Source organism: Caulobacter segnis, from assembly GCF_003243465.1.
Lineage (GTDB): Bacteria > Pseudomonadota > Alphaproteobacteria > Caulobacterales > Caulobacteraceae > Caulobacter > Caulobacter segnis_A.
Genome location: NZ_QFQZ01000022.1, coordinates 38,980 through 62,183, shown reverse-complemented (window position 1 = coordinate 62,183; position 23,204 = coordinate 38,980). Strand labels below are relative to the sequence as shown.

General features: G+C 67.4%; 18 protein-coding genes. 10 read left to right on the top strand and 8 right to left on the bottom strand.

What is annotated here, in order from left to right:
- The first annotated feature begins 485 nt into the window (after window positions 1–485).
- Entirely contained in the window at window positions 486–1,730 is a 1,245-nt protein-coding gene (locus tag DI526_RS09355; protein WP_304276859.1) for a histidine-type phosphatase, read from the top strand.
- A 441-nt stretch (window positions 1,731–2,171) separates the two neighbouring features.
- Complete coding sequence (locus DI526_RS09350) at window positions 2,172–3,368, top strand: cellulase family glycosylhydrolase (RefSeq protein ID WP_304276857.1); 1,197 nt, start codon at window positions 2,172–2,174, stop codon at window positions 3,366–3,368.
- Window positions 3,369–3,413: 45 nt separating this feature from the next.
- Here the strand turns inward: DI526_RS09350 and DI526_RS09345 are convergent, their stop codons facing one another.
- From DI526_RS09345 to DI526_RS09330, 4 genes are all read right to left on the bottom strand, one after another.
- Complete coding sequence (locus DI526_RS09345) at window positions 3,414–4,052, bottom strand: ChrR family anti-sigma-E factor (protein ID WP_304276855.1); 639 nt, start codon at window positions 4,050–4,052, stop codon at window positions 3,414–3,416.
- On the bottom strand, window positions 4,049–4,612 hold the full coding sequence (locus DI526_RS09340) for a sigma-70 family RNA polymerase sigma factor (RefSeq protein ID WP_304276853.1): 564 nt from the start codon (window positions 4,610–4,612) through the stop codon (window positions 4,049–4,051). The genes DI526_RS09345 and DI526_RS09340 overlap by 4 nt, the downstream gene beginning before the upstream one ends.
- Window positions 4,613–4,693: 81 nt before the next feature.
- A complete protein-coding gene (locus tag DI526_RS09335) occupies window positions 4,694–5,470 on the bottom strand; it encodes a DUF1365 domain-containing protein (protein ID WP_304276872.1) in 777 nt (258 codons plus the stop codon).
- Between the two features lie 2 nt (window positions 5,471–5,472).
- Complete coding sequence (locus tag DI526_RS09330) at window positions 5,473–6,849, bottom strand: NAD(P)/FAD-dependent oxidoreductase (protein WP_304276852.1); 1,377 nt, start codon at window positions 6,847–6,849, stop codon at window positions 5,473–5,475.
- A gap of 163 nt (window positions 6,850–7,012) precedes the next feature.
- Here DI526_RS09330 and DI526_RS09325 point away from each other — a divergent pair, with 163 nt between their 5' ends.
- Window positions 7,013–7,414, top strand: a complete 402-nt coding sequence (locus DI526_RS09325; RefSeq protein ID WP_304276851.1) for a DUF2177 family protein — start codon at window positions 7,013–7,015, stop codon at window positions 7,412–7,414.
- An 8-nt stretch (window positions 7,415–7,422) separates the two neighbouring features.
- On the opposite strand, the gene DI526_RS09320 is transcribed toward DI526_RS09325, so the two are convergent.
- Together DI526_RS09320 and DI526_RS09315 are read right to left on the bottom strand one after the other, a co-directional pair.
- Complete coding sequence (locus DI526_RS09320; RefSeq protein ID WP_304276849.1) at window positions 7,423–7,659, bottom strand: hypothetical protein; 237 nt, start codon at window positions 7,657–7,659, stop codon at window positions 7,423–7,425.
- A gap of 169 nt (window positions 7,660–7,828) precedes the next feature.
- Window positions 7,829–8,569 (bottom strand): Crp/Fnr family transcriptional regulator, encoded by a 741-nt coding sequence (locus tag DI526_RS09315; RefSeq protein ID WP_304276847.1) that lies wholly within the window; start codon window positions 8,567–8,569, stop codon window positions 7,829–7,831.
- A 277-nt stretch (window positions 8,570–8,846) separates the two neighbouring features.
- Between DI526_RS09315 and DI526_RS09310 the strand changes: the two genes are divergently transcribed.
- Window positions 8,847–9,503: a Crp/Fnr family transcriptional regulator gene (locus DI526_RS09310; RefSeq protein WP_304276869.1), complete on the top strand. Its 657-nt coding sequence runs from the start codon at window positions 8,847–8,849 to the stop codon at window positions 9,501–9,503.
- A 130-nt stretch (window positions 9,504–9,633) separates the two neighbouring features.
- Here DI526_RS09310 and DI526_RS09305 read toward each other — a convergent pair whose 3' ends face one another.
- A complete protein-coding gene (locus DI526_RS09305) occupies window positions 9,634–9,846 on the bottom strand; it encodes a hypothetical protein (RefSeq protein ID WP_304276845.1) in 213 nt (70 codons plus the stop codon).
- A gap of 8 nt (window positions 9,847–9,854) precedes the next feature.
- Entirely contained in the window at window positions 9,855–10,787 is a 933-nt protein-coding gene (locus DI526_RS09300) for an iron-containing redox enzyme family protein (protein ID WP_304276843.1), read from the bottom strand.
- A 335-nt stretch (window positions 10,788–11,122) separates the two neighbouring features.
- On the opposite strand from DI526_RS09300, the gene DI526_RS09295 reads away from it, so the two are divergent.
- The 6 genes from DI526_RS09295 to DI526_RS09270 all read left to right on the top strand — a co-directional run bounded on the left by DI526_RS09295 (window position 11,123) and on the right by DI526_RS09270 (window position 23,197).
- Window positions 11,123–12,484, top strand: a complete 1,362-nt coding sequence (locus tag DI526_RS09295) for an arabinogalactan endo-1,4-beta-galactosidase (RefSeq protein ID WP_304276840.1) — start codon at window positions 11,123–11,125, stop codon at window positions 12,482–12,484.
- Between the two features lie 129 nt (window positions 12,485–12,613).
- On the top strand, window positions 12,614–15,265 hold the full coding sequence (locus DI526_RS09290; RefSeq protein ID WP_304276837.1) for a TonB-dependent receptor: 2,652 nt from the start codon (window positions 12,614–12,616) through the stop codon (window positions 15,263–15,265).
- 88 nt (window positions 15,266–15,353) lie between these two features.
- Window positions 15,354–17,852 carry a beta-galactosidase GalA gene (gene galA / locus DI526_RS09285; protein ID WP_304276834.1) on the top strand — a complete coding sequence of 833 codons (2,499 nt, stop codon included), beginning with the start codon at window positions 15,354–15,356 and terminating at the stop codon, window positions 17,850–17,852.
- Between the two features lie 387 nt (window positions 17,853–18,239).
- Window positions 18,240–21,341, top strand: a complete 3,102-nt coding sequence (locus tag DI526_RS09280; RefSeq protein WP_304276831.1) for a TonB-dependent receptor — start codon at window positions 18,240–18,242, stop codon at window positions 21,339–21,341.
- A 102-nt stretch (window positions 21,342–21,443) separates the two neighbouring features.
- The gene (locus DI526_RS09275; protein WP_304276828.1) at window positions 21,444–22,166 is read left to right on the top strand and encodes a SapC family protein; all 723 of its coding nucleotides are present in this window, start codon (window positions 21,444–21,446) and stop codon (window positions 22,164–22,166) included.
- Window positions 22,091–23,197, top strand: coding sequence for a cupin-like domain-containing protein (locus DI526_RS09270; protein WP_304276824.1), 1,107 nt, complete (start codon window positions 22,091–22,093; stop codon window positions 23,195–23,197). Before DI526_RS09275 ends, DI526_RS09270 begins: the two co-directional genes overlap by 76 nt.
- Window positions 23,198–23,204 lie beyond the last annotated feature (7 nt).

Here is a 23,204-nt window from a genome sequence, read left to right as displayed (position 1 = left end):
GAGTTGAGATAGGTGATATTCAGGTTGGCGTCGGCGACCATGACATTGGCGCGCAGCGCTTCCAGGACTTGGACGCCGGCGAGGGCGTTTCCGCCCCGCATAAGGGATTTCAGCATTCTTTCCGCCCTGGTGCTCGTGTTTCTTTCGGAGGGTATGAAACCCGAATAGCAAGTTCAGGTTTGCGGATTGACGTTAACAGCACCTTTCAATGCGGCGGCGGAGGAGAAGAAAGACAATCTGCCGCAGCATCCGCAAGCGAGTTTGCTGCGTAGGGGCGCCTTCGCACGCGAATTTTGGGGCTCCGCCGCGATCAACATTCGGGTGTAATCTGTGATTACTACTTCACCCTAGGTGGTGTCGTCGAATTTTGGGCGCGAAACCTGATTGCCACCCGCCGGGCGTGCGTCGGCGGCCGCGTCACGATTCTGTCGCGTGACATGCCTAGACGAGCGAACCTGGATATGTGGGCGAGAAGGGGCTTGGCGATGAACGTTCGGAGCGCGGGCGCGGCGGCCTTGGCCTCGGTCGCCCTGCTGGGGTCTGGAACCGCCCAGGCGGCCGCCGGCGGAGCCAACGAGGGCCTCAAGCTTGAGCGCGTGGTGATGATGATGCGCCATGGCGTTCGGCCGCCGACCAAGCCCGTGGCCACGCCGAAAGGCACGACCGCCCAGCCCTGGAGCGCCTGGAACACGCCCTATGGCGAGCTCACGCCGCACGGCGCCGAGGGCGCGCGGCTGATGGGCGCCTATTACCGGACCTTTCTGAGCGCCCGCGGGCTGCTGCCGGGCGCGGGCTGCGCCGCGAGCGGCGACGTCGTCGCCAAGGCCAGCAGCAAGCAGCGCGCCATCAAGACGGCGGAGATGTTCGTCGAGGGCCTGCAGCCGGGCTGCGGCGTCAAGGTCGAGCGTCCGGACAGCGAGGAGACGGATACGATCTTCCATCCGTCGGAAGGCATAGACGGCGAGGTCGCCCTGCAGGCCGCCTTGCGCCAGAAGCCGGGGCTGGCGGCAGAATACCGGCGCCGCGCCGCCGACTTCGCCGTTCTGCAACGGGTTCTGGGGTGCGATCCGGCGACCAAGGCGGGCTGTGACCTGGCCGGCAAGCCGTCGCACCTGCAAGCCAACAAGAACGACACGCCCGAGCTCGAGGGCGCGCTGTCGGTGGCCTCGACGGGCGGGCAGACGGTCCTTCTCGAGTATCTCGAGGGCAAGCCGATGAACGAGGTCGGCTGGGGGCGCGCCAGCAAGGCCGACATCCAGGCCATGCTCCGGTTCCACGTCACCAAGTTCCACTACGAAGTGGGCGCGCCCTATGTCGCCGAGCGCTACGCCGCCCCGGTCGCCGAGGCGATCCTGGACGCGATGAGTGGCCAGCAGGCGGCCAAGCTGACCATGCTGGTCGGGCATGACACCAACATCGCCGCGCTGAGGGGCTTCTTCCGCGCGCACTTCACCGCGGCGGACTACCCGCAGGACGATCCGCCCCCGGGCGGCGCCATGGGCTTCGAGCGGGTCAAGGCCAAGGACGGCAAGCGGTACGTGCGGGCGTTCTACACCGCCCAGACCATGGGCCAGCTGCGCGCCCTGCAGCCGCTGACCGCCAGCAATCCGCCGTCGTTCTCGTACTTCGAGATCCCAGGGTGCCGGACCGCCGCCGAGGCGACTCTCTGTCCGCTTGAGACCTTCCAGAAGATCGTCGGCGGCAAGCTGAAGGCGCTCGCGCGCCGCTGAGCCCTGAGGCCCTAGCGGCTGACGTGAGGCGGCTTCAGGCGAGGTCCGTCCGGCGTCCAGGCCAGCGCCTCGGGCGCACCGGCGCGCTTTTGCGCCAGGATGGCGGGTTTGGCATGACCTCGCTTGGCGGCGTCCAGCCTGGGCCCGTCCGCGGAGCGCGAGGCCAGCACGTTCAGCCGACCCTCTCCGCGCGGGGTGTCGGTGGCGTAGGCCTATACCCCCGACGCCGTGCTCAGCACGAACGGGTCAGAAAGTCGACGTAAGGCAGGGCCTCCCCGAATTGCAATAGTGAAGCTGGTTGAAGTGATAGTGCTAGGATTGCGGAGGGAAACATTTTTGCTGGCGACATCTCGATTTGTTGTCGTTATGTCCGGCTAAGATATTAAATATCACAGAATAAGAACCGCAGAAGCTTGAGTATAGAGTTCGGGAGGTTCTATAGTGCGTGTCGTCAAAATTTCCTCCGCCCTGGTGGTTGGGCTGGCGCTCTCCGCCTGGTCGCCCGCGCTACAGGCCAGGCCGCTTCAAGCGTCGGCCGCCGTCGCCCAGGCCGCCGCGCCGCGCTGGACGCCTCAGCAGGCCGGTGACTGGTATGGCCGTCAGCCCTGGATCGTCGGCGCCAACTACGCGACCTCGACGGCCATCAACCAGCTGGAGATGTTCCAGGCTGACACCTTCGATCCGAAGACGATCGACCGTGAGCTGGGCTGGGCGCACGAGCGGTTCGGCATGAACACCATGCGGGTCTATCTGCATGACCTGCTTTGGGCGCAGGACGCCAAGGGCCTGATCACGCGGCTGGACCAGTTCCTGGCCATCGCAGATCGCCACGGCATCCGGCCGATCTTCGTGCTGTTCGACAGCTGCTGGGATCCCGATCCCAAGCTCGGACCGCAGCATCGGCCGATCCCCGGGGTGCATAACTCCGGCTGGGTGCAGAGCCCTGGCCGCCGCGACCTGGTCGATCCGGCCAACGACGCGCGCTTCAAGGCCTATGTGCAGGGCGTGGTCGGCGCCTTCGCCAAGGACCGCCGCGTGCTGGCCTGGGACATCTGGAACGAGCCCGACAACCCCGGCGGCGGCAGCTACAACGGCGCCCAGCTGCCGGGGGAGAAGGCCCGCATCGAAACCCTGCTGCCCCAGGCCTTCGCCTGGGCGCGCAGCCAGCAGCCGATCCAGCCCCTGACCAGCGGCGTGTGGATCGGCCCGGACTGGTCGCCGGGCGCGGCCAGCCTGACCCCGATCCAGCGCCTGCAGCTGGAGAACTCCGACATCATCACCTTCCACAATTACGAGTGGCCGGAGGCGTTCGAGCAGCGGATCGCGCAGCTGCGGCCCTACGGACGGCCGCTGATCGCCACCGAATGGCTGGCGCGGGGCAATGGCTCCAATGTCGACACGATCCTGCCGATCGCCCGGCGCGAGAACGTCGGCATGGTCAATTGGGGCCTGGTCGACGGGGCCATCCAGACTCGCATGCCGTGGGACAGCTGGGAGCGGCCCTACACGCTGCAGGAGCCGACCATCTGGTTCCATGACCTGATGCATAGCGACGGCCGGCCCTATCGCGAGCGCGAGGCCGAACTCTTCCGGCAGGCGGCGCGCACGCCCGGCGGGGCGCCCGCAGCGCCGCGCTGACCGCATGGCCGACTCACTGGCTAGCGCCCAGTTGGAAGGGCGACCTTAGAGCTTGACGAACGGCGCCAGCAGGCGGCCCAGACGGCCGGGCAGGACGATCTGGCCGTCCAGCGCCGCCACGCACAGGCAGGGCTCGGCGGAGACCACGCGCGGCTGGTGGGTCACCTTGGGATCGGCTTCCTCGAAGTCACCTTGGGCGAAGACCCCGTCCTCGGTGGCGTAGGCGCCGCTGATCACGCAGGTCAGCTCGACCCCGCCATGGGTGTGCATCGGCGCGCATTGTCCCGGCGCGATCCGCAGCAGGATCACGCGGCAGTCGCCGTCGCGCGGTCCGATCACGTTGCGCACGTGAACGCCCGGACCCGCCCAACGCCAGGGCCCTAGCGGCAGGCCGCGCAACGGCTCGGGCAGAGAGGGATCCGCCGAGGCGGGAAGACCGTGTTCGTTCGCGGGCGCGGGATCGTCGAGACGCGCCAGGGCGGCCTCACGGGCGCCGGCGCCCAGCGAGACGGGCTCAGACTCTTCGAGCAGGGCGCCGCCGACCGCGCGGCCAAGGTCGTTCCAAGGACGGGTTTGCGGCTTCAGCGCCAGGTGGGTGGCCACGACCACGGCCTCGGGCGCGCTGAGCGTGCCGGCGGCGTAGGCCAGCAGACGTTCCTCGCTCGGGTGGCGACGCAGGCTCATGCGGCGCCTCCGCCGTCGCGCTCGATGAAGGCGCGGAGTTTCATCATGCCGAAGCGGATGCGCGCCTTGACGGTCCCGAGAGGGACGCCAAGGGACTGGGAAATCTGGGTGTGGGTTTGCTCTTGGAAGAAGGCCATCTCGATTGCTCGGGCTTGGTCTGGGTTCAGGGTCCGCATGGCGGCCCTCACCAGTTCGGCGTCCTGGGCGCCGCTGAGAATTGCGTCGGGTTGTTCGGGTTCGTCGGCCGCCAGGGCGAGGTCGGCGGCGTAGACGCTGGCGTCGCCGCGCCGCAGGCTGTCGATGCGCAGGTTGCGCGCGATGGTGAAGATCCAGGCCGCTGAAGACGCGCGATCAGGATTGAACAGATGCGCCTTTCGCCAGACGCTAAGCAGGGTCTCCTGCGCCAGCTCCTCGGCGGCGGCTGGGGGAGAGCCGCTGCGCATCAGCAGGGCCTTCACGCGCGGGGCGTAGTGATCGAACAGGGTCGCGAACGCCGCGCGGTCGCGATCGGCCGCGATACGCAGCACGCAATCGTCGAAGTCGCGCGACGTCGTGGTCACGGCGCGGTTTCGAGAACGATGATGGGCGGCCTGAGTCGCATGCATGTCCATGATACGCCGAAAGGCTCAGTTTGGATGAGTCTAGGTTCGAACGCTTGCGCCCAGGGTGACGGCCTCGGGCGGAAGGGGCGGGCGCGGGCGCAGCCAGATGCCGCGACCGACGATCTTGACGGCCTCCCAGTGGATGCCCGCGATGACCTTGAAGCTGAGCATTGGGTGCTTCAGCCAGGCCTTCAGCAGGTTGGCGTCGGTCAGGGGGCGATGCTGGCCGCCGAAGCGCGCGGTCAGGATGGCCTCGTCGCCGCGCCGGGCCGAGACGCCGACCGCGACCGCCTCGCCCGGGGGCGCGATGTCGAAGTCGTAGGTCAGGTCCATGTCCATGAACGGCGAGACGAAGAACCGCTTGGGCGCGCTCTGCCGCAGCGGCCCGACGCCGGGTTCCGGCGCGGCGGCGAGATAGCTGTGGCGCTGGCCGAAGGTGTTGCGCACCTCGTACAGGATCGCGGCCAGCTCGCCGTCGGCGCGGTGGCAGAAATAGAGGCTCAGCGGATTGAAGCCGTAGCCCAGGATACGCGGCATGCAGAGCAGGCGAATGGCGCCGTCGGCGACGATGCCGGCCTCGGCCAGCCGTTCGCGGGCGTAGGCCTTGAGATCGCCGCCCGAGCGGTCGCCATGATCGGCGGCGCGGAACGACATCAGGCCGAACGGACCGAATTTCAGCACCCGGAGCTTCGCCGCTAGCGACGACAACTCGTCGAGGTCGAGCAGCAGCATGAAGATCCGATAGCGCAGGCGATGCGAGGCGGGCGAGAACCGCCGGTGCGTCACGACCCCCTCGTAGATCGCCGAGGCGCTCATCGTCACGCGGCCCGTTCCAGCGGCGAAACCAGGTGGGGCGGGCGCAGCGGGATGCGGCCGTTCTCATCGGCGACGCGCCAGGGCCGGCGCACGCCGCCCAACTGCTCGGCGACGGCGAGACCGGCCTGCAAGCCGTCCTCGTGGAAGCCCGCGCCGAAATAGGCGCCGCAGAACCAGGTGCGGCGCACGCCCTGCAGGCTCCATAGATCGTTCTGCGCCGTCAGTGCGCCCGCGTCGAAATGCGGATGCTCGAAGCTGCGGACCTCGTGGACCAACTCCTCGCGCGGGGCGATGTGCGGGTTCAGCGTCACGAACAGCGGCGGCGCGCCCTTCAGGCTCTGCAGGTGGTTCATCCAGTAGCTGACGCAGCCGCTGGCCGGATCGTCGCGACGGCCCAGGTGGTTCCAGCTAGCCCAGGCCAGCCGCCGGCGGGGCATCAGGCGCTTGTCCTGGTGCAGCACGACCGCGTTGGTCGTGTAGCGGAAGGCGCCCAGCACCGAGCGCTCGCGCGCGTCGGCGTCGCCCAGCAACGAAAGGGTGGTGGGGGCGTGGGTGGCGAAGACGACGTGATCGTAGGTGGTCTCGCGGCCGTCGGCCTCGACGATCTTCACCCCGTCCTCCGAGCGCCTCACGCTCTTGATCTGGGCTGACAGGCGCGTCTGGCCTTTGAACGCAGCACCCAGGGCGTCGACATAGGCTCGGCTGCCGCCGTCGACCGTCCGCCAGGTGCGCCGGCCGACGAACTTCAGAAGGTCGTGGTTCTCGAAGAAGCGAATGAAGGCGGCGGCGGGATGCTCTCCGGCGCCCTCGATGGTCGCCGACCAGATCGCCGCCGCCATCGGCAGCAGGTGGTCCTGGCTGAGCGCCGCGCCGTAGCCGTTGTCGCGCAGGTACTGGCTCAGCGACACCACCGGATCCAGCGTCGCCAGGTGTCCCGGCGCGGTGCGGTAGAAGCGGTTGAGGTCGCGAAGCATCGACCAGAAACGGGGGCGGAGCAGGGCGCTGGGCTGGGCGAACAGCGAGGCCAGGCTCTTGCTGCCGTACTCGAGGTCGCCGTCGTCCAGCGAAATGGCCAGCGACATGTCGGCGTGCTTGGTCGGCGCGCCCAGGTGCTGGAACAGCGCCGTCAGGTTCGGATAGTTGAACTCGTTATAGACGATGAAACCCATGTCGACAGGGACGGGGCCCTTTGCGGTGGGGACCTCGACCGTATGGGCGTGACCGCCCAGGCGATCGGCGGCCTCGAACAGGGTGACGTCGTGGCGCTGGCTGAGCAGCCAGGCGTTGGAGAGGCCCGAGATCCCGGCTCCGATCACCGCGATCCGCAACGGCGCGGCTGGACCAGGGCTCGCCGGAAACTCTCCGTGCATGGGCCTCATAGACGATCTCCTGGATTCGGCGCGAAAAGCGCGGTGACCATAGCTACGGCTGAAGCCATCAGGCGGACGAATGCGTCCGCTGAAGTTTCTTTCGCGTAACGGCTTTCGAAACGCGACGAGGCCGCCCTGCCGGTGGCGCGGGGATCGCGATGGAGTTCGCCCGATGAAGGTTATCGCCGCCTATTTCGCCGCCCTCAGCGCGTTCCTGGCGCTGGATTTCGTCTGGCTGGGGACGATGATCGACCGGCTGTATAGGCCGGCCCTGGGCGACCTGCTGTCGCCGCGCCCCAATGTGGCGGCGGGGGTGGTGTTTTATGTGGCCTATGTGGCGGGGATGATCTTCCTGGCCGTCGCGCCCGCGGTCAGGGAAGGCGGCGCGTCGCGCGCCGTGATCAACGGCCTGGTGTTCGGCGCCGTGGCCTATGCGACCTACGACCTGACCAACCAGGCGACGCTGCGGGCGTGGTCGACGCGCCTGACCGTGATCGACATCACCTGGGGCGCGGTCGCCTCGGCCGTGGCGTGTCTCGCGGGCTATGCGGCGTGGAAAGCCCTGGCGAAGTAGGGCCGGGTCTAAGGATCCGGCTTCAGAACCTGCGCCGACGAGGCGCCATCCCAGATCGTCCTGCCGTCGAGGTCCGTGACGCGGATGGAGACCGCGATGTCGCCGCGCGCGACGAGGGCGTGGTCGCGCAGGATTTCGGACAGCAGCAGCACGGCCTGGCGGACCGCCGCCGCGTCGTCGGGCGCGGCGAGGGTCTCCAGGGTTTGTCCTGCGTCGCTCGTGACATCGAAACGATAGGTCTTCATCGGCGCACCCGCGCTCCTGCGTCGCCCGACGATGACCACGCGTCAGGTCAAGGCGCGCGCGGCCCGGGCGTTCCCAGCCGCCCTTGCCGACGCGTCGTGCAGATCGCTTTTCGCCGTCCTTTGCTCCGTCGGAGCGGTCGCGTTTGCGATCAATTGACGCCGCGGGGCGCTAGGCGCCGCTGGGTCGCGAGACGCTGTCGGAGGGCTCTTGCTGCGGCTTGAGGCGCTCGGGATCGAAGCCGCCGAGTCGCGCCAGGCCCTCCCAGTCACCGATGCTGAGCACGCCGTTCCGCAGCGTCGCCAGCCCCTCGTCGCGCAAACCGCGCAGAACCCGATGCACGTGAACGACCGAGAGGCCCAGGGCGTCGGCGATGTCGGCCTGGACGGCCGGGAAATCGCATTTACGCTCGCCCGCCAGCCGCAGGACGCTCTGCCGCCAATAAACCTCGCAGAACAGGTTGGCCGCCCGCGCCGCGGCGGTGCGACGGCCCAAGCCGACCATCCAGTTGCGTTGCTGCTGGGCCTCGGTGAGCACTGCGCGGCACAGCGCCGCCAGCAGGTTGGGGTGGGCGCGAAGCAGGGTGCGAAGTTCGTGTGCGGTGGTCATGCGCGTCTCGCAGACTCCGAGGGCGCGGACCTCGTGGTCCAGCCCGACATAGAGACCGCCCAGGTCGATCAGGTCGCCCGGCGTGGCGACGCCGAAGATCTGCCGGCCGCCGTCAGCCAGCTCCAGCTGCTTCACCGCCAGACCGCGCGCCAGCAGCCGCAGCCGCGAGCGCGCGCCGACGGGAGCGATCACCTGCCCCGGCTCGAAGCGTTCGACCTCTTGCGAACACGCCAGCAGGTCGTCCCGCACGCTGTCGCGAAGCGGGCCGAACCGATCGAGACTGGCGATCAGCAGCCGGTTCATGCCGCCACCCTTGCGGCGGCGACAACGAAATGTGGGTCTCGTTCGTTAAAGGGATAAGCGGTGGAACTCGGCACTCGATTGTCTCCAAGAGGGAGACAGCCTTAGGCGCGCCTGCAGAGGCCCACCCTAATCTAGGTTAGTCGGCTTGATCTTTTGATGGGACCGCCGACCGGATCGCAGAAGGGACGGCTTCCTCGGCATGCCCGCCTCGCAACTTATCGCTCCCCTCGTTCGCAAGATGGCGCGCCGGGACGCCCTTTCCGCCGTGGAACAAGAGGTGTTGAGCCGCCTGCTGGGGCCGGAGCGGGCGGTAAAGGCCGGGGCGGTGCTGATCGCGCCCGGCGACCGGCCCAACTATAGCACCTTCGTGGTCAGCGGCTTTTGCGCGCGCTTCAACGTGACGGCGGCGGGCGAGCGACAGCTGACCGAGATCAACGTGGCCGGGGATTTCGTCGACCTGCACAGCCTGCTGATGCGCCAGATGGACCATGGCGTCGTGGCCTTGGCCGACTGCGTCGTGGCCTACGCCCAGCACGCGGACCTGCGCCGGCTGACCGAGCAGCATCCGCACCTGGGGCGCCTCTTGTGGCTGGAGACGGTGATCGACGGCGCCATCCATCGCCAGTGGCTGGTGACCATGGGCCAGCAGGACGCCGCCAGCCGCCTGGCGCATCTGGTCTGCGAGCTCTATCGGCGGCTGGAGGCCGCGGGGCTCGCCAGTGACGGCCGGTTGCGGATTCCGATGACCCAGACCGATCTCGGCGACGTGCTGGGCCTCACGCCGATCCACGTGAACCGGGTGCTGATGGAGCTCCGGCGCGAAGGGCTGCTCGAGTGGAAAGGCGCCGAAGTCGCCATCCCCGATTGGGATCGTCTCGCCGCCTTCGCCCTGTTTGACCCCACCTATCTGAGGCTTCAGCCCGACACGGTGTGACGCTGGTCCGCGACGACCCGGCTCTAGCGGGCCGCCGACGGTTGCGCCCGCTGCGTCGGCAGGCTGAAGCGATCGCCGTGCGCCGACAGAAGGTGTGGACCCGCGTAAACGCCGGTCTCGACGACGCGCATCACGCCGCCCTCGCCGGGAGAGGGGCGGCGCTTGGCTCGTACTGGCCCAGCCGCGCCGCGATGATGTCTCGAACAACCAAGGCGGCCGCGAGCTTCTTGCTCGAAGCGATTCCCCGCGCGCGGACGGTTCCGCCATGCTCGGTCGTCTGCCAAAGCCACGCGCCCCCGCTCGTCGGCGCGATCGAGAACCGGACCATCTTGTCGCTGCGCATGACGCCTCTCACTCCGCCGCGTAGACCAGCGGGTGGGTGTGGGCCCACAGGTGCGCGCGGTAGGTGTCGAAGCACTGCTCGCCGCAGATCAGGCGCATGACCGCGCCTTCGGCGATGAAGCGCGCGCGGCTCGGGTCCTCGGCGACCAGCGGGACCAGCGCCTCGGCGTTCCAGGCCTTGGAATGTTCGATGTCGATCTGGGCGTGAAGGGCGAAGTACTTGCGGGCGTAGGGCGAGACGCCGACGCGCTTCAAGCCCGCGTCGACGCAGGAAACCCGGGTCGGGGCGGTCAGCTCGACGACGCCCAGAGCGCCGATCGAGTGCCAGACATAGCGGCGCGTCGTGGCGAAGGCGGTCATGGTGTTGGCCAGGCAAAGCGACTGCCACAGGGTGTTGTCGATGGTGGGCGTCAGGCCCAGCGTCGCGGTGGTGCGCTCAAGCATCGGCCCGTGCATGCCGCGCGCGCTGCCGCGACCCATCTCGTCCCAGTAGTTGCGGGCCAGCTCCAGCTTGGCGCGATCGGGGATCTTCACCTGGGTCATGGCGACCAGGTCGTCGAAGCCCGCCTCACCGGCGGCCTCCTGGGTCAGGAACCACTTGATGTCCTCGATCGAAGCCTCGCCTTCCAGCCAGTCGAACAGCGGGTCCCATTGGCCTGGGCCGTGGTCCTTCAGCGCCTCGAACCAGGCGACGAAGCCTTCGGGATCTTCCGGGACCTCGGCGACCAGGGACGCGACGTGGGCGCGGAAGCCCTCGATGAACTCGCCCTCCAGCCGCTTCATCAGGCGTTCGCGGTCGAGGTCCTCGCGCCAGTCGTCCGACGGCGCGGTGGGCGCAAGGCGTTCATGGTTCCAGTGCGCCAGGCCCTTGTGCAGGGCCTCGGCGTCGGGGAACTGCGGGCTGAAATGGCCAAGGCGCGAAAGGCGGTCGCCACCAAACATGCGTAGTGCTCCGAGCGTATGCGGGGGAGGAGCGGGCGGATCTCGACGAGATCGCCCTCGCCGCTCCCCAAAGTGAGAGGGGCCGCTGGAAGAGCGGCGAGCACAACAAACGGCGGCGTCGGGACGTCTGTTCCACCCAGGGCGGCGATGGGGCGGTTGCTCGCCCGATAAGCTTGAAATACATGGCGCGCCGCGAGTGCGGCGTTCTTCATTTGATGCGCCGACGCTCCCGGCGATGCGCGGGCGGAGATCGCGCGAAGCGGCTTGCGCTGAAATTGTACGATAAATAATATCGAGACCTCAGCGGCCACCGAGAGGCCGTCTTCGGAGGAAACATGACTGTCTCGACCCCGCGCCGCGTCGCCCTCTCGTCCTTGCTCGCCCTGTCACTTGCGGCGCAAGCCGGTTCGGCCTGGGCCGCGCCGAAGACCTATCTGGGCGTCGACATCTCGTACGCCAATGAGATGGAGGACTGCGGGGCGGTCTATCGCGCCGGCGGCAAGACGGTCGAACCCTACGCCTTCTTCAAGCAGTCGGGCGCCAACCTCGCCCGCGTGAGGATCTGGAACAATCCGGACTGGACGCCCTATTCGAACCTGAAGGACGTCAAGCGCAGCATCGCCAAGGCCAAGAAGGCCGGGATGCAGGTGCTGCTCGACTTCCACTATTCCGACGACTGGGCCGACGGCGACAAGCAGATCGCGCCCAAGGCCTGGGCCAAGCTCTCGACGCCCGACCAGGCCAAGGCGCTCTACGCCTTCACCCGCGACACCCTCGCAGAGCTCGATCGCGAGGGCCTGGGGCCCGACATGGTCCAGGTCGGCAACGAGACCAACGGCGAGATCGTCTCGACCCTGGAAAAGGCCAAGGAGCCGATCAACTGGGAGCGCAACGCCCTGTTGTTCAACGCCGGCATCAAGGCCGTGCGGGACGCCAGCGCGACCTTGGCGGTCAAGCCCCGGATCATGCTGCACATCGCCCAGCCCGAGAACGTCGAGCCCTGGTTCGCGGCCGCCGCCAAGGCGGGCGTCACCGACTTCGACCTGATCGGGATCAGCTACTACAGCAAGTGGTCCAAGCGCTCGATGGCGGAGCTGGGCCAGACCATCAACCGCCTGCGACATACCTATTCCGCCGACGTCGTGGTGGTCGAGACGGCCTATCCTTTCACCAACGACGGCGCCGATTCCTCGCCGAACCTGCTGGGCCAGGACTCGCTGATCGCCGGCTATCCGGCCACGCCCGCGGGCCAGAAGAAGTACCTGACCGACCTCACCCAGCTGGTCTTCGCCAATGGCGGGGTCGGGGTCGTCTATTGGGAGCCGGCGTGGCTGTCGACCAAGTGCAAGACCCGCTGGGGCGTCGGCTCCAACTGGGAGAACGCGGCCCTGTTCGATTTCAGGGGCCGCGCTCTGGAAAGCGTCGATTGGCTGAAGGCGCCCTACGTCATGCCGGTCGATGTGACCTTCCGCGTCGCGGCGAATGGCGAGGCGACCCGCTTCATCGACGGCGACTTCCTGGGCGGCGTCGGGCCGCGTCCCATGACGCTGGAGAGCGGGGCGTGGATCTATCGCACGCGGCTGATGCCGGGCGCTTCGGTGACGGCCGCCACGGCGACGGAAGCCTCGGCGGTGGCGGACGCGCCGGCCCAACGCGCGGCGATTGGCAAGGACTCGTCGGTCGTTAAGCTCGACTAAAGGGTCGGGTGACTAAAGGCTGCGCAGCTTGTCATGTCAGATTGATATGATAATAGCGCCCAAACTTTCGAATTCCCAAGGGCCGCTCCGCCAAACGACGCGGCGCCGCGCCTTGAGGGGGAAACCATCATGACCCGTCATCCCATGCTCTTCGCCGCCGCCAGCGGCTTCGCCATGCTCGTGGCCGCCGGCGCCCACGCCCAAACCGCTCCGGCCAGCGAAGCCGCCCAGGTCGAAGAGGTCGTCGTCACCGGCGTCCGCAAGAGCCTGCGCGACGCGCTCGCCGTGAAGCAGGGCTCCGACAAGGTCGTCGAAGCCATCTCGGCCAAGGACATCGGCGTCCTGCCCGACGTGACCATCGCCGAGTCGATCGCCCGCCTGCCGGGCGTCAACGCCACGCGCGACCGCGGCAACGACAGCCAGGCCGTGGTCCGCGGCCTGGGCGCGCGCCTCGTGCTCGGCACGATCAACAACCGCGAAGTGGCCTCCACCGAGCCGGACCGCAACGTCCGCTGGGAAATCTACCCCTCGGAAGTCGTCTCGGGCGTCGAGGTCTACAAGTCGCAATCGGCCGACCTGATCGCCGGCGGCGTGGCCGCAACGATCAACATCAACACGATCGCCCCGCTGGACTATCGCGGCCCGGCCTTCGTGCTGCGCGCCGGCCCCGTCTTCTACGACGGCGGCAAGGACATCCCGAACTACGGCACGACCGGCTATCGCGGCTCGGGCTCGTTCGTCCACAAGATCAACGACGACCTCGCCATCGTCCTGGGCGCCACCGCCCAGCGCCAGAAGAACGGCTACGGCTCGTTCACGGGCTGGGGCTACAACGACTCCAGCGCGCGTCCGCCGGCCGGGGCCAGCGACTACTCGAGCGACCTGAACCGCGACGGCAAGCTGGATGCGACGCCCTGGGGCGCGCAGATGTCGGCCAGCCGCATCGACCAAAAGCGCAAGGGGATCTCGGGCGGCCTGCAGTACAAGCCGACCAACAACTTCGAGCTGAAGGCCGACGCCCTCTATTCGAAGATCAAGATCACCGAGGTCCAGGACCAGACGGTCTGGGGCGACGGCAGCTGGGGCAACTGGAATACCGGCACGAACAACATCGGCTGGAACGACGGCGTCTATAACGCCACGGGCGCGTCCTACACGCTGGTCAACAACACGGTGGTCGCCGCCTCGCGCCTGCCGTTCAGCGCGGTCAAGACCGTGCTGGCCAAGTACAGCGAGGACAAGGACCTGTTCGCCAGCGGCCTGAACGGCAAGTGGACGGGCGACCAGTGGACCGTCGCCGGCGACCTGTCCTATTCGAAGGCCAAGCGCACCAACACCTGGAAGGCCGTCCGTTTCGAGGCCTGGCCGACCTGGACCAGCTTCGACTGGCGCGCCGGCGTGACCCCGACCATCACCACGGGCCAGGACAACACGACGCTGGCCCAGACGGCCGACCTCGCCGGTTCGTATGACGGCCCCGAGCACCTGAACGACGAGCTGAAGGCCGCGGCGCTGGACTTCACCCGCGACTTCGGCGGCGGCGTCTTCAAGAGCGTCCAGTTCGGCGCGCGCGCCTCGGACCGCGTCAAGAGCCACAGCGCCTTCAGCTACGCGCCGACGGCGACGGGCGCGACGATCCCGGCCAACCTGCTGACCGGCTATACGCTGGGCGACGGCGCCAACGTGCCGGTCATCCTGACCGGCGACATCGACAAGATCGCCGCCATCGCCTACGGCCAAAACGCCTTCGACGCCGCCAAGGCCGCCGAGAAGCTGGCCGAGCGCTGGACCGTCCAGGAGAAGGTCTACGAAGGCTACGGCAAGCTGAACTTCGCCGCCGACGGTCCGGCCGGCGCCTGGGTGACCGGCAACATCGGGGCTCGCGTCGTCCACACCGAGACTAGCAGCGAAGGCCTGCAGCAGAACACCGCCAGCGCCTTCGTGCCGGCGACCGTCGACAACGACTACACCGACTTCCTGCCCTCGGCGAACGCCAAGCTGGACTTCGGCGGCGGCAAGGTCGTGCGCCTGGGCCTGGCCAAGGTCATCGCCCGTCCGCCGCTGGACGAACTGCGCGCCAGCCGCAGCCTGTCCAACTGGGCCCCGTGGACCGGCAGCGCCGGCAACCCGAAGCTGAAGCCGTTCGAGGCCACCCAGTTCGACGCCTCGGCGGAATACTACTTCCGTCCCGAAGCCCTGGTGGCGGTGTCCTACTACTACAAGGACGTCGACTCCTACATCGGCTGGAAGCAAAGCCCGGTGGCGTTCGGCGGCCAGACCTACACGGTCGCCAGCCCCGCCAACGGCGGCAGCGGCCACATCCAGGGCGTGGAGCTGACCTTCCAGACGCCGTTCTTCTTCCTGCCGGGTCCGTTCGACAAGTTCGGCCTCTACTCGAACTACGCCTATGTGGAATCGAACCTGAAGGAGTTCTCGCCGGCCAACAATCCGCTGCGGATGACGGGCCTGGCCAAGAACACCGCGACGGTCGACCTGTGGTACGCCAACGGTCCGGTCGAAGCGCGCCTGGGCTGGAAGTACCACTCGCCGATGACGGTCATCTATGGCTGGAACGGTTCGGACCTGCAGACGCTGGAAAGCGAGAAGACCCTCGACTTCAGCTCGTCCTACAAGATCAACGAGGCCGTCAGCGTCCGCTTCCAGGTCAACAACCTGACCAACGAAGCCCTGCGCATGTACCGCGACAACGATCCCAACCGCATCGGCCGCTACGACTCCTATGGTCGTCGCTACCTGATGGACGTCACCTTCAAGTTCTAGAACGTCGATCCTCCCTGACGTTCCCTGCGCTGGGGAGGAGGCCGCATGCCTCCTCCCCATTTTTTTGATTTATCGAGAGGCTCGTTCCATGGCCCAGATCAACCGACGCCAGGCCCTGGCCGCCGCCGGGGGCGCCGCCCTCCTGGCCAATGCTTCCCGCGCCACCGCAGCAGCCGCCGCGCCCGCCACCGCCACCGCCATTGACCTGGGACCGCGCGAGCGCTCGTCCCTGGATTTCGGCTGGCGCTTCGCCCTGGGCCACGCCTCTGACCCGGCCAAGGATTTCGATTTCGGCGGTAACCAGCGCAGCTACGCCAAGGCCGGCGCGGACTCGCCCAACTGGTGGGTGGCCGCCGCCGCCCAGAAGACCTTTGACGACAGCGCCTGGAAGCCGGTGACCCTGCCGCACGACTGGGCGGTCGAGCTGCCGTTCGTCGACAACCCCGAATACAAGCCGTCCGGCAAGCCGGACGACGAGGACGTCCTGGCCGCCCACGGCTACAAGGCGCTGGGCCGCCGCTTCCCCGAGAACAGCGTCGGCTGGTACCGCAAGACCTTCGCCCTGCGGGCCAGCGACGCCGGCAAGCGCCTGTCGATCGAGTTCGACGGCGCGTTCCGCGACACCACCGTGATGGTCAACGGCTACATCCTGGCTCGCGAGGAGAGCGGCTATTCGCCGTTCCGCGTCGACATCACCGACATCGCCAACATCGGCGGCGACAACCTGATCACCGTGCGCGTCGACGCCAGCCTGGGCGAGGGCTGGTTCTATGAAGGGGCGGGGCTCTACCGCCACGTCTGGCTGGTCAAGACCGCGCCGGTGCACGTGCCGCAATGGGGCGTCTTCGTCCGCGCCAAGGTGGACGGTACGGTCCAGATCGACACCGATCTCGTCAACGAGTCCGACGCAGCGCAGGCCTTCGAGGTCTCGCACGCCGTGCTGGACGCCGCTGGCAAGCCCGTCCTGGCCGTCGCGCCCGCCGCCGGTCGCCTGCCAGCCTGGGAGCGCCAGAGCCTGTCCCAGACGGTGACCCTGGCCAATCCAGTCCTCTGGTCGCTGGAGAATCCGCACCTCTACACCCTGGTCACCGAGACCAAGCTCGGCGGCGCGGTCGTCGACCGCTTCGTCACGCGCTTTGGCGTCCGCTCGATCCGCTTCGACCCGGCCAACGGCTTCTTCCTGAACGACAAGCCGGTGAAGCTGAAGGGCAGCTGCAACCACCAGGACCACGCCGGGGTCGGCGCGGCCATCCCCGACGCCGTGCAGGTCTGGCGGCTGGAGCAGCTGAAGTCGATGGGCAGCAACGCCTATCGCGCGGCGCACAATCCGCCGACGCCGGAGCTGCTGGACGCCTGCGACCGCCTCGGGATGCTGGTAATCGACGAGACGCGCCGCATGTCCAGCGATCCGACCTCGCTGGACGAGTTGGAGCGCATGGTTCGCCGTGACCGCAACCACCCGTCGGTGATCCTGTGGTCGATCGGCAACGAGGAGCCGCAACAGGCGACCGCGCGCGGCGTGAAGGTCGCCAAGACCATGAAGCGCCTGGTCAATCGCCTCGACCCGACTCGCCTGGTCACCGCCGCCATGGACAACGGCTTCGGCGAGGGTATCAGCGCGGTCATCGACGTGCAGGGCTTCAACTACCGCCACGAGAAGATGGACGACTTCCACGCCCGCTTCCCGAACGTGCCGATCATCGGCACCGAGAGCGCCAGCGTGGTGACGACGCGGGGCGAGTACGTCCGCGACGAGGCCAAGTCCTACGTCCCGGCCTATGACACCGACCATCCCTGGTGGGCGACGACCGCCGAGAAGTGGTGGAGCCACGCGGCCGACCGGCCCTGGATGGCGGGCGGCTTCATCTGGACCGGCTTCGACTACCGGGGCGAACCGACGCCGTTCAACCGCTGGCCCAGCATCAGCTCGCACTTCGGGGCGCTCGACACCTGCGGCTTCCCGAAGGACAACTATTACTACTACCGCGCCTGGTGGCGGTCCGAGCCGCTGCTGCACCTCCTGCCGCACTGGAACTGGGAAGGCCGCGAGGGGCAGCCGATCGCGGTCTGGGCGCACAGCAACTGCGACAAGGTCGAGCTGTTCCTGAACGGCAAGAGCCAGGGCGTCCGCGCGGTGAGCCCCAACCACCACGTCGAGTGGTCCGTGCCCTACGCGCCCGGCGTCCTCGAGGCGCACGGCTACAAGAACGGCAAGGTGATCCTGCGCGAGCGCCGGGAGACCGCGGGGCCGGCGACCGCCCTGCGCCTGAGCGCCGACCGCGTCCGCCTGGCCGCCGACGGCCAGGACGTGGCGGTGCTGAAGGTCGAGGTGCTGGACGCCAAGGGGCGTCTGGTCCCGCGCGCCGAGGACCTGGTTCGCTTCGAGCTTTCGGGCCCGGTCGACCTGATCGGCGTCGGCAATGGCGATCCCACCAGCCATGAGCCGGACGTCGCGCCCCAGCGCAAGGCGTTCAACGGGCTGGCCCAGGCGCTCGTGCGGACGCAGCAGAATCAGCCCGGGCGGGGACGTGTGACGGCCACAGCTCAAGGGCTGAAGGCGGCGGTTCTCGACCTGACGGCGAGCTGACGCCGCACCGCGAAATTTCTCTACGCGCTTGCGAGACGCGCGGCGAAGGGGCCGCGCGTCCAAGCACGTTTGAGCGCATGGAAACCGGTTACCTCGTCGAAATATTCAACTCTTCGGCGAGGTTGAGCAAATCGCCTTCTGCGGCGGCGCGGCATAACTGGCCGCCTATCGGCCATTTGTAGTAGAAATCACCTAAAAAACCGCTTGAAAAAAGACTGCCAGCGCTGTCATTTTGCCATTGCGACAGCCACTCACCGATGTTACCGCTAACTTGTCTCTCGTGCCCTGGTTGTCTCTTCGGCGGCAGGACGGGAAGAGCGGCCGGGAATTGCTTCCGGACCGTAACAATAACATCGCCCCATAGGGGCTTATTTTAGGGGGAATGCTATGAAGCGACACCGTCGCTTGAATACGTCTGCCTCTTGCGTCGCCATCACGGCGGCCATGTTCGCCAGCCCGGTTCTGGCTCAGCAGGCTCCAAACACCACCGTCGATGAAATTGTCGTCACCGGCATCCGCGCCTCGCTCGAGCGCTCGATCGCGATCAAGCGCAACAACAGCGGTGTTGTCGACGCCATCTCGGCCGAAGACATGGGCAAGTTCCCGGACACCAACCTGGCTGAATCGCTGCAGCGGATCACCGGCGTGTCCATCGACCGCACGAACGGCGAAGGCTCGCAGGTCACCGTCCGCGGCTTTGGTCCCAGCTTCAACCTGGTGACCCTGAACGGCCGCTCGATGCCGACCGCCAAGGTCGCCACGGTCGGCGGCGACCAATCGGCCGACTTCGCGTCCGGCACCAGCCGCTCGTTCGACTTCTCCAACCTCGCCTCGGAAGGCGTGACCACGCTGGAGGTCTACAAGACCGGCCGCGCGGCGATCCCCTCGGGCGGCATCGGCGCCGCGATCAACGTCAAGACCCGCCGTCCGCTGGAAGGCAAGCCGGGCCTGACGGGCAGCATCGGCGTCAAGGGCGTCTACGACACCAGCATGGACAAGAAGGTCGACGACTTCGGCCACAAGTTCACGCCGGAAGTCTCGGGCCTGCTCAACTGGGCCGATGACAGCGAGAAGTTCGGCGTCTCGGCGTTCGGCAGCTATCAGAAGCGCGACTTCACCAGCCGCAGCGTCACCTCGAACGACTGGAACATCCGCACCTATTCGGACTTCATCAACCCGGCCAACGGCTTCGTCCGCAACGGCGGCGCGACCCAGATCACCAATGCGCCGGCCTCCGGCTCGACCCTGGTCGCGATCCCCAACGACAGCCGCTATCACTTCTCGCAAGGCGAGCGTGAGCGGATCAACGGCCAGGCCTCGGTCCAGTACCGTCCGGTCGAGAACGTGACGCTCACGGTCGACGGCCTCTACGCCCAGAACAAGCAGTTCGAGCGCCGCAACGACAGCACCAACTGGTTCAACCGCCCGTTCGACAAGGTGACGTTCGACAAGAACCCGACCGTCGCCACCGCCGTCCTCCTGTCCGAAACCCTCACGGGCACCAAGGACATGGGCTTCGAACAGCAGTACCGCGCCACCAAGGACACGCTGAAGTCGGTCGGCTTCAACGGCGACTGGAAGGTCAACGACCGCTTCAGCCTGACCCTGGACGGCCACGTCTCGAAGGCTGACAGCCGTCCGGACGCCCCGAACGGCACCAGCATGACCTCGGTCTCGATCGGCGCGCCGGTCGTCTCGGCCCACAGCGTCGACTACAGCGGCACCGTGCCGGTGCAGACGATCAGCATCAACGATGCGGGGCCGCGCGGCAACGGCAACGGCGTTCTTGACGCCGGCGACCTGGGCAGCCAGGTGGCCCGCTCGTCGGCCCAGCGCCAGCAGCAGAAGGTCAAGGAAGTCCGTCTCGACGGTCACTGGGACCTGGACGACAACGGCAGCCGCTTCGACTTCGGGGCCGACTACCGCACCTCGACCATGATCCAGACCAGCCTCAACACCCAGCAAGACCTGGGCAGCTGGGGTATCTCCTCGCCGCGCGACGTCCAGCAATACGCCGGCAACCTGGTGAAACAGTTCTGCCTGGCCTGCCAGTTCAACTCGTTCGACCTGAACCAGACGGGCGCTGGCCTGGTGTCGTTCCGCGCCAACGCGATCGACCTCTACAACGCCCTGTCCAAGGCCTATGTGGCCAAGGGCAACGCCATCGGCGTGACGGGTCAGGACAACAACCGCGTCAAGGAAGACATCTCGTCCGTCTATGGTCAGCTGACCTGGAAGGCGGAACTGGCTGGCCTTCCGACCGAGCTGGTCACGGGCATCCGCTATGAGCGGACCGACGTCACCTCGACCTCGCTGGTTCGTACGCCCAGCGCCATCGTCTGGACCGCCGACAACGACTTCACCGTCCAGACGTCGAGCACCTACCAGCCGATCTCGGGCAAGGGCAAATACAACAACCTGCTGCCCTCGATGGACTTCCGCGTCGACCTGAAGGAGAATCTGACCGGTCGCTTCTCGTTCAGCCGCACGGTCGCTCGTCCGGAATACGGCAACCTGTTCGCCGCCCAGTCCGCTGGCGCGCCGAACCGTCCGATCGCCAACGGGGCCATCCCGCTCGGCTCGTCGGGCAACCCGGACCTGGAACCGCTGATCTCCGACAACTTCGATGTGTCGCTGGAGTGGTACTACAAGCCCAGCAGCTACATCTCGGTCGGCTTCTTCGAGAAGCGGGTGAACAACTTCGTGGGTACGGGCACCCGCACCGGCAACCTGTTCGGTCTGCGTGACCCGAGCTCGGGCGCCGCGGGATCCCGTTCTGGCCAGGCCAAGGACGCTCTGACCGCCATCGGCGCCAACCAGACCGACGTGAACCTGTTCACGATGACGGCCCTGATCCAGACGACCGGCTCGGTCTCGGCGGCGACGTCGCAGTTCCAGGCCAACCGCATCGCCGGCGGCGACCTGAACCAGGCGTTCGTCGACCAGATCCTGGCGGCCGTCGACATCACGGCCAACAGCAGCGACCCGCTGTTCAACTTCCAGATCTCCGAGCCGATCAACAACAAGACCGGCAAGATCCACGGCTTCGAAATCGCGGGCCAGCACTTCTTCGGCGACACCGGCTTCGGCGTCTCCGGCGCCTACACGCTGGTGCGCGGCGATGTCGGCTTCGACAACGGCGCGAACCCGTCGCAAGACCAGTTCGCTCTGCTGGGTCTGTCGGACACGGCCAGCGCCACGCTGATCTACGACAAGAACGGGATCTCCGCCCGCCTGGTCTACAACTGGCGTGACAAGTTCCTCGCCGGCACCAACCGTGGCGGTTCGCGCAACCCGGTCAACGTCGCGCCGTTCGGCCAGCTGGACTTCAGCGTCAGCTATGACGTGACGCCGAAGCTGGCGATCTCCCTGGAAGGCATCAACCTGACCAAGGAGCACCTGCGCACCTACGCTCGCGACGAAAACGAGCTGTGGTTCGGCCAGGAAATCGACCGCCGCTTCCTGCTCGGCGCGCGCTACCGCTTCTAGGATCGGAAGTCTCTTAGAAGCAGCCTGGGGAGGGGCCGCCGCGCTTGCGGCGGCCCCTCTCTTCCTTTGAAGTACGCGTATGACAGCGTGAGTGCGGGCCTGATGAACCGAGTGCTTCTGAACAATGTGGATCACGCCGACCTGCGGGTGATCGCCGGCTATGGCGCGGCCTTCGGCGACGCGATCAACCAGGCCCTGATCCTGCCCACCGAGTTCGAGGCGGCCCAGCGCGAATATCCGATCCTGATCCGCAAGGACGATGCGGGCGCCTACCAGGCCGTGGTCCTGCTGGGCCTGGATCGCGACGAGAACCTTTTCCTCGACGAGACGGGCTGGAACGCCCGCTATGTGCCGGCGGTGCAGCGGCGGGGACCATTCTCGATCGCCTTGCAGCGCGACGCCCTAGGCGGCGAGCCTCGTCCCATGATCCATGTCGATCTCGATCATCCGCGCGTCAGTCATGACGCGGGCGAACCCCTGTTCCTGCCGGCGGGCGGCAACTCACCCTTCCTCCAGGGCGTGAGCCGCACCCTCGGCCAGATCCATGACGGCCTGGAGATCAGCGGGCCGATGTTCGCCTTCTACGAGGAGCTGGGCCTGATCGAGCCGATCGACGTCGAGATCAAGCTGGACGACGGGACCAGCTACGACCTGCCGGACGTCTACACCATCTCCCCCGATCGTCTGGCGGCGGTCACGGGCGAGAACCTCGAGAAGCTGCACCAGTCAGGGCTGCTGCGCGCCGCCCATTGGATCATCGCCTCGATGGGCAATATCGAGGACCTGATCGCGCGCAAGACGCGTCGTCAGGCCAGGCTGGCATGAGCGCCCTGACGGCGCGCCGCACGGTCGAGGCCAAGGCCGCCCAGCCGGCGGACATTCCGTTCGACGCCATCCTGGCCGGCCAGACCCCGATGCTGTTCAAGGGCTTGGTCCGCGACTGGCCGCTGGTCCAGAAGGGGCTGGAATCGAGCCAGGCCGCCCGCGACTATATCCGCGGCCATGACCAGGGGGGGCGGGTCGTCGGCTATTCGGCGGCGCCCGAGATCCGCGGCCGGTTCTTCTATGACCAGACCTGCACGGCGGTGAACTTCAGGGCCGAGCGCGCGCCGCTGGAGACCTTCCTGCAGCGTCTCGAAGCGGTCGAGGACCATAACGACGCCCCGGCCGTCTATGTCGGCTCGGCCGATCTCGACGCCTACTTTCCCGGCCTCAAGGCCGAGAACGACCTGGGGCTGGGCCCCGAGCTCTATGGCGAGCAGCCGCCGATGGCGGGCGTCTGGATCGGCAACCGCACGACGGCCGCCGCCCACTGGGACATGTCGAACAATATCGCCGTCTGCGCGGTGGGCCGGCGGCGCTTCACCCTGTTCCCGCCAGACCAGGTGGCCAACCTCTATCCCGGCCCGCTGGAGCCGACGCCCGGCGGCCAGGTGGTCAGCATGGTCGACTTCGAGAACCCCGACTTCGAGGCGCATCCCGGCTTTCGGGACGCGCTGGCGACGGCTCAGGTGGCCGAGATGGAGCCGGGCGACGTGCTCGTCTACCCGGCGCTCTGGTGGCACCAGGTCGAGGCGTTGGAGCCGTTCAACGTCCTGATGAACTACTGGTGGAACGTCGCGCCGGTCCACGCGGACACGCCGATGAATACCCTGTTGCACGGCCTGCTCAGCCTAAGGGATCGCCCGGACTTCGAGAAACAGGCCTGGAAGGCGATGTTCGACTACTACGTCTTCGGCCCCGCCGAACGAGCCGCCGCGCACCTGCCGGAAGGCGCGCGCGGCCCCCTGGGACCCATGGACCCCATCACCGCTCGACGGCTGCGCGCGCAGCTGCTCGATCGATTGAACCGATAAGATCAGA

Bases quoted from the DNA above. Each gene is read 5' to 3' on its own strand.
- DI526_RS09300 (WP_304276843.1), bottom strand. From the start codon at position 10,787: ATGTTTGGTGGCGACCGCCTTTCGCGCCTTGGCCATTTCAGCCCGCAG.
- DI526_RS09295 (WP_304276840.1), top strand. From the start codon at position 11,123: ATGACTGTCTCGACCCCGCGCCGCGTCGCCCTCTCGTCCTTGCTCGCC.
- DI526_RS09335 (WP_304276872.1), bottom strand. From the start codon at position 5,470: ATGAGCGCCTCGGCGATCTACGAGGGGGTCGTGACGCACCGGCGGTTC.
- DI526_RS09305 (WP_304276845.1), bottom strand. From the start codon at position 9,846: ATGCGCAGCGACAAGATGGTCCGGTTCTCGATCGCGCCGACGAGCGGG.
- DI526_RS09275 (WP_304276828.1), top strand. From the start codon at position 21,444: ATGAACCGAGTGCTTCTGAACAATGTGGATCACGCCGACCTGCGGGTG.
- DI526_RS09345 (WP_304276855.1), bottom strand. From the start codon at position 4,052: ATGAGCCTGCGTCGCCACCCGAGCGAGGAACGTCTGCTGGCCTACGCC.
- DI526_RS09355 (WP_304276859.1), top strand. From the start codon at position 486: ATGAACGTTCGGAGCGCGGGCGCGGCGGCCTTGGCCTCGGTCGCCCTG.
- DI526_RS09325 (WP_304276851.1), top strand. From the start codon at position 7,013: ATGAAGGTTATCGCCGCCTATTTCGCCGCCCTCAGCGCGTTCCTGGCG.
- DI526_RS09315 (WP_304276847.1), bottom strand. From the start codon at position 8,569: ATGAACCGGCTGCTGATCGCCAGTCTCGATCGGTTCGGCCCGCTTCGC.
- DI526_RS09280 (WP_304276831.1), top strand. From the start codon at position 18,240: ATGAAGCGACACCGTCGCTTGAATACGTCTGCCTCTTGCGTCGCCATC.
- DI526_RS09290 (WP_304276837.1), top strand. From the start codon at position 12,614: ATGACCCGTCATCCCATGCTCTTCGCCGCCGCCAGCGGCTTCGCCATG.
- DI526_RS09330 (WP_304276852.1), bottom strand. From the start codon at position 6,849: ATGAGGCCCATGCACGGAGAGTTTCCGGCGAGCCCTGGTCCAGCCGCG.
- DI526_RS09320 (WP_304276849.1), bottom strand. From the start codon at position 7,659: ATGAAGACCTATCGTTTCGATGTCACGAGCGACGCAGGACAAACCCTG.
- galA (WP_304276834.1), top strand. From the start codon at position 15,354: ATGGCCCAGATCAACCGACGCCAGGCCCTGGCCGCCGCCGGGGGCGCC.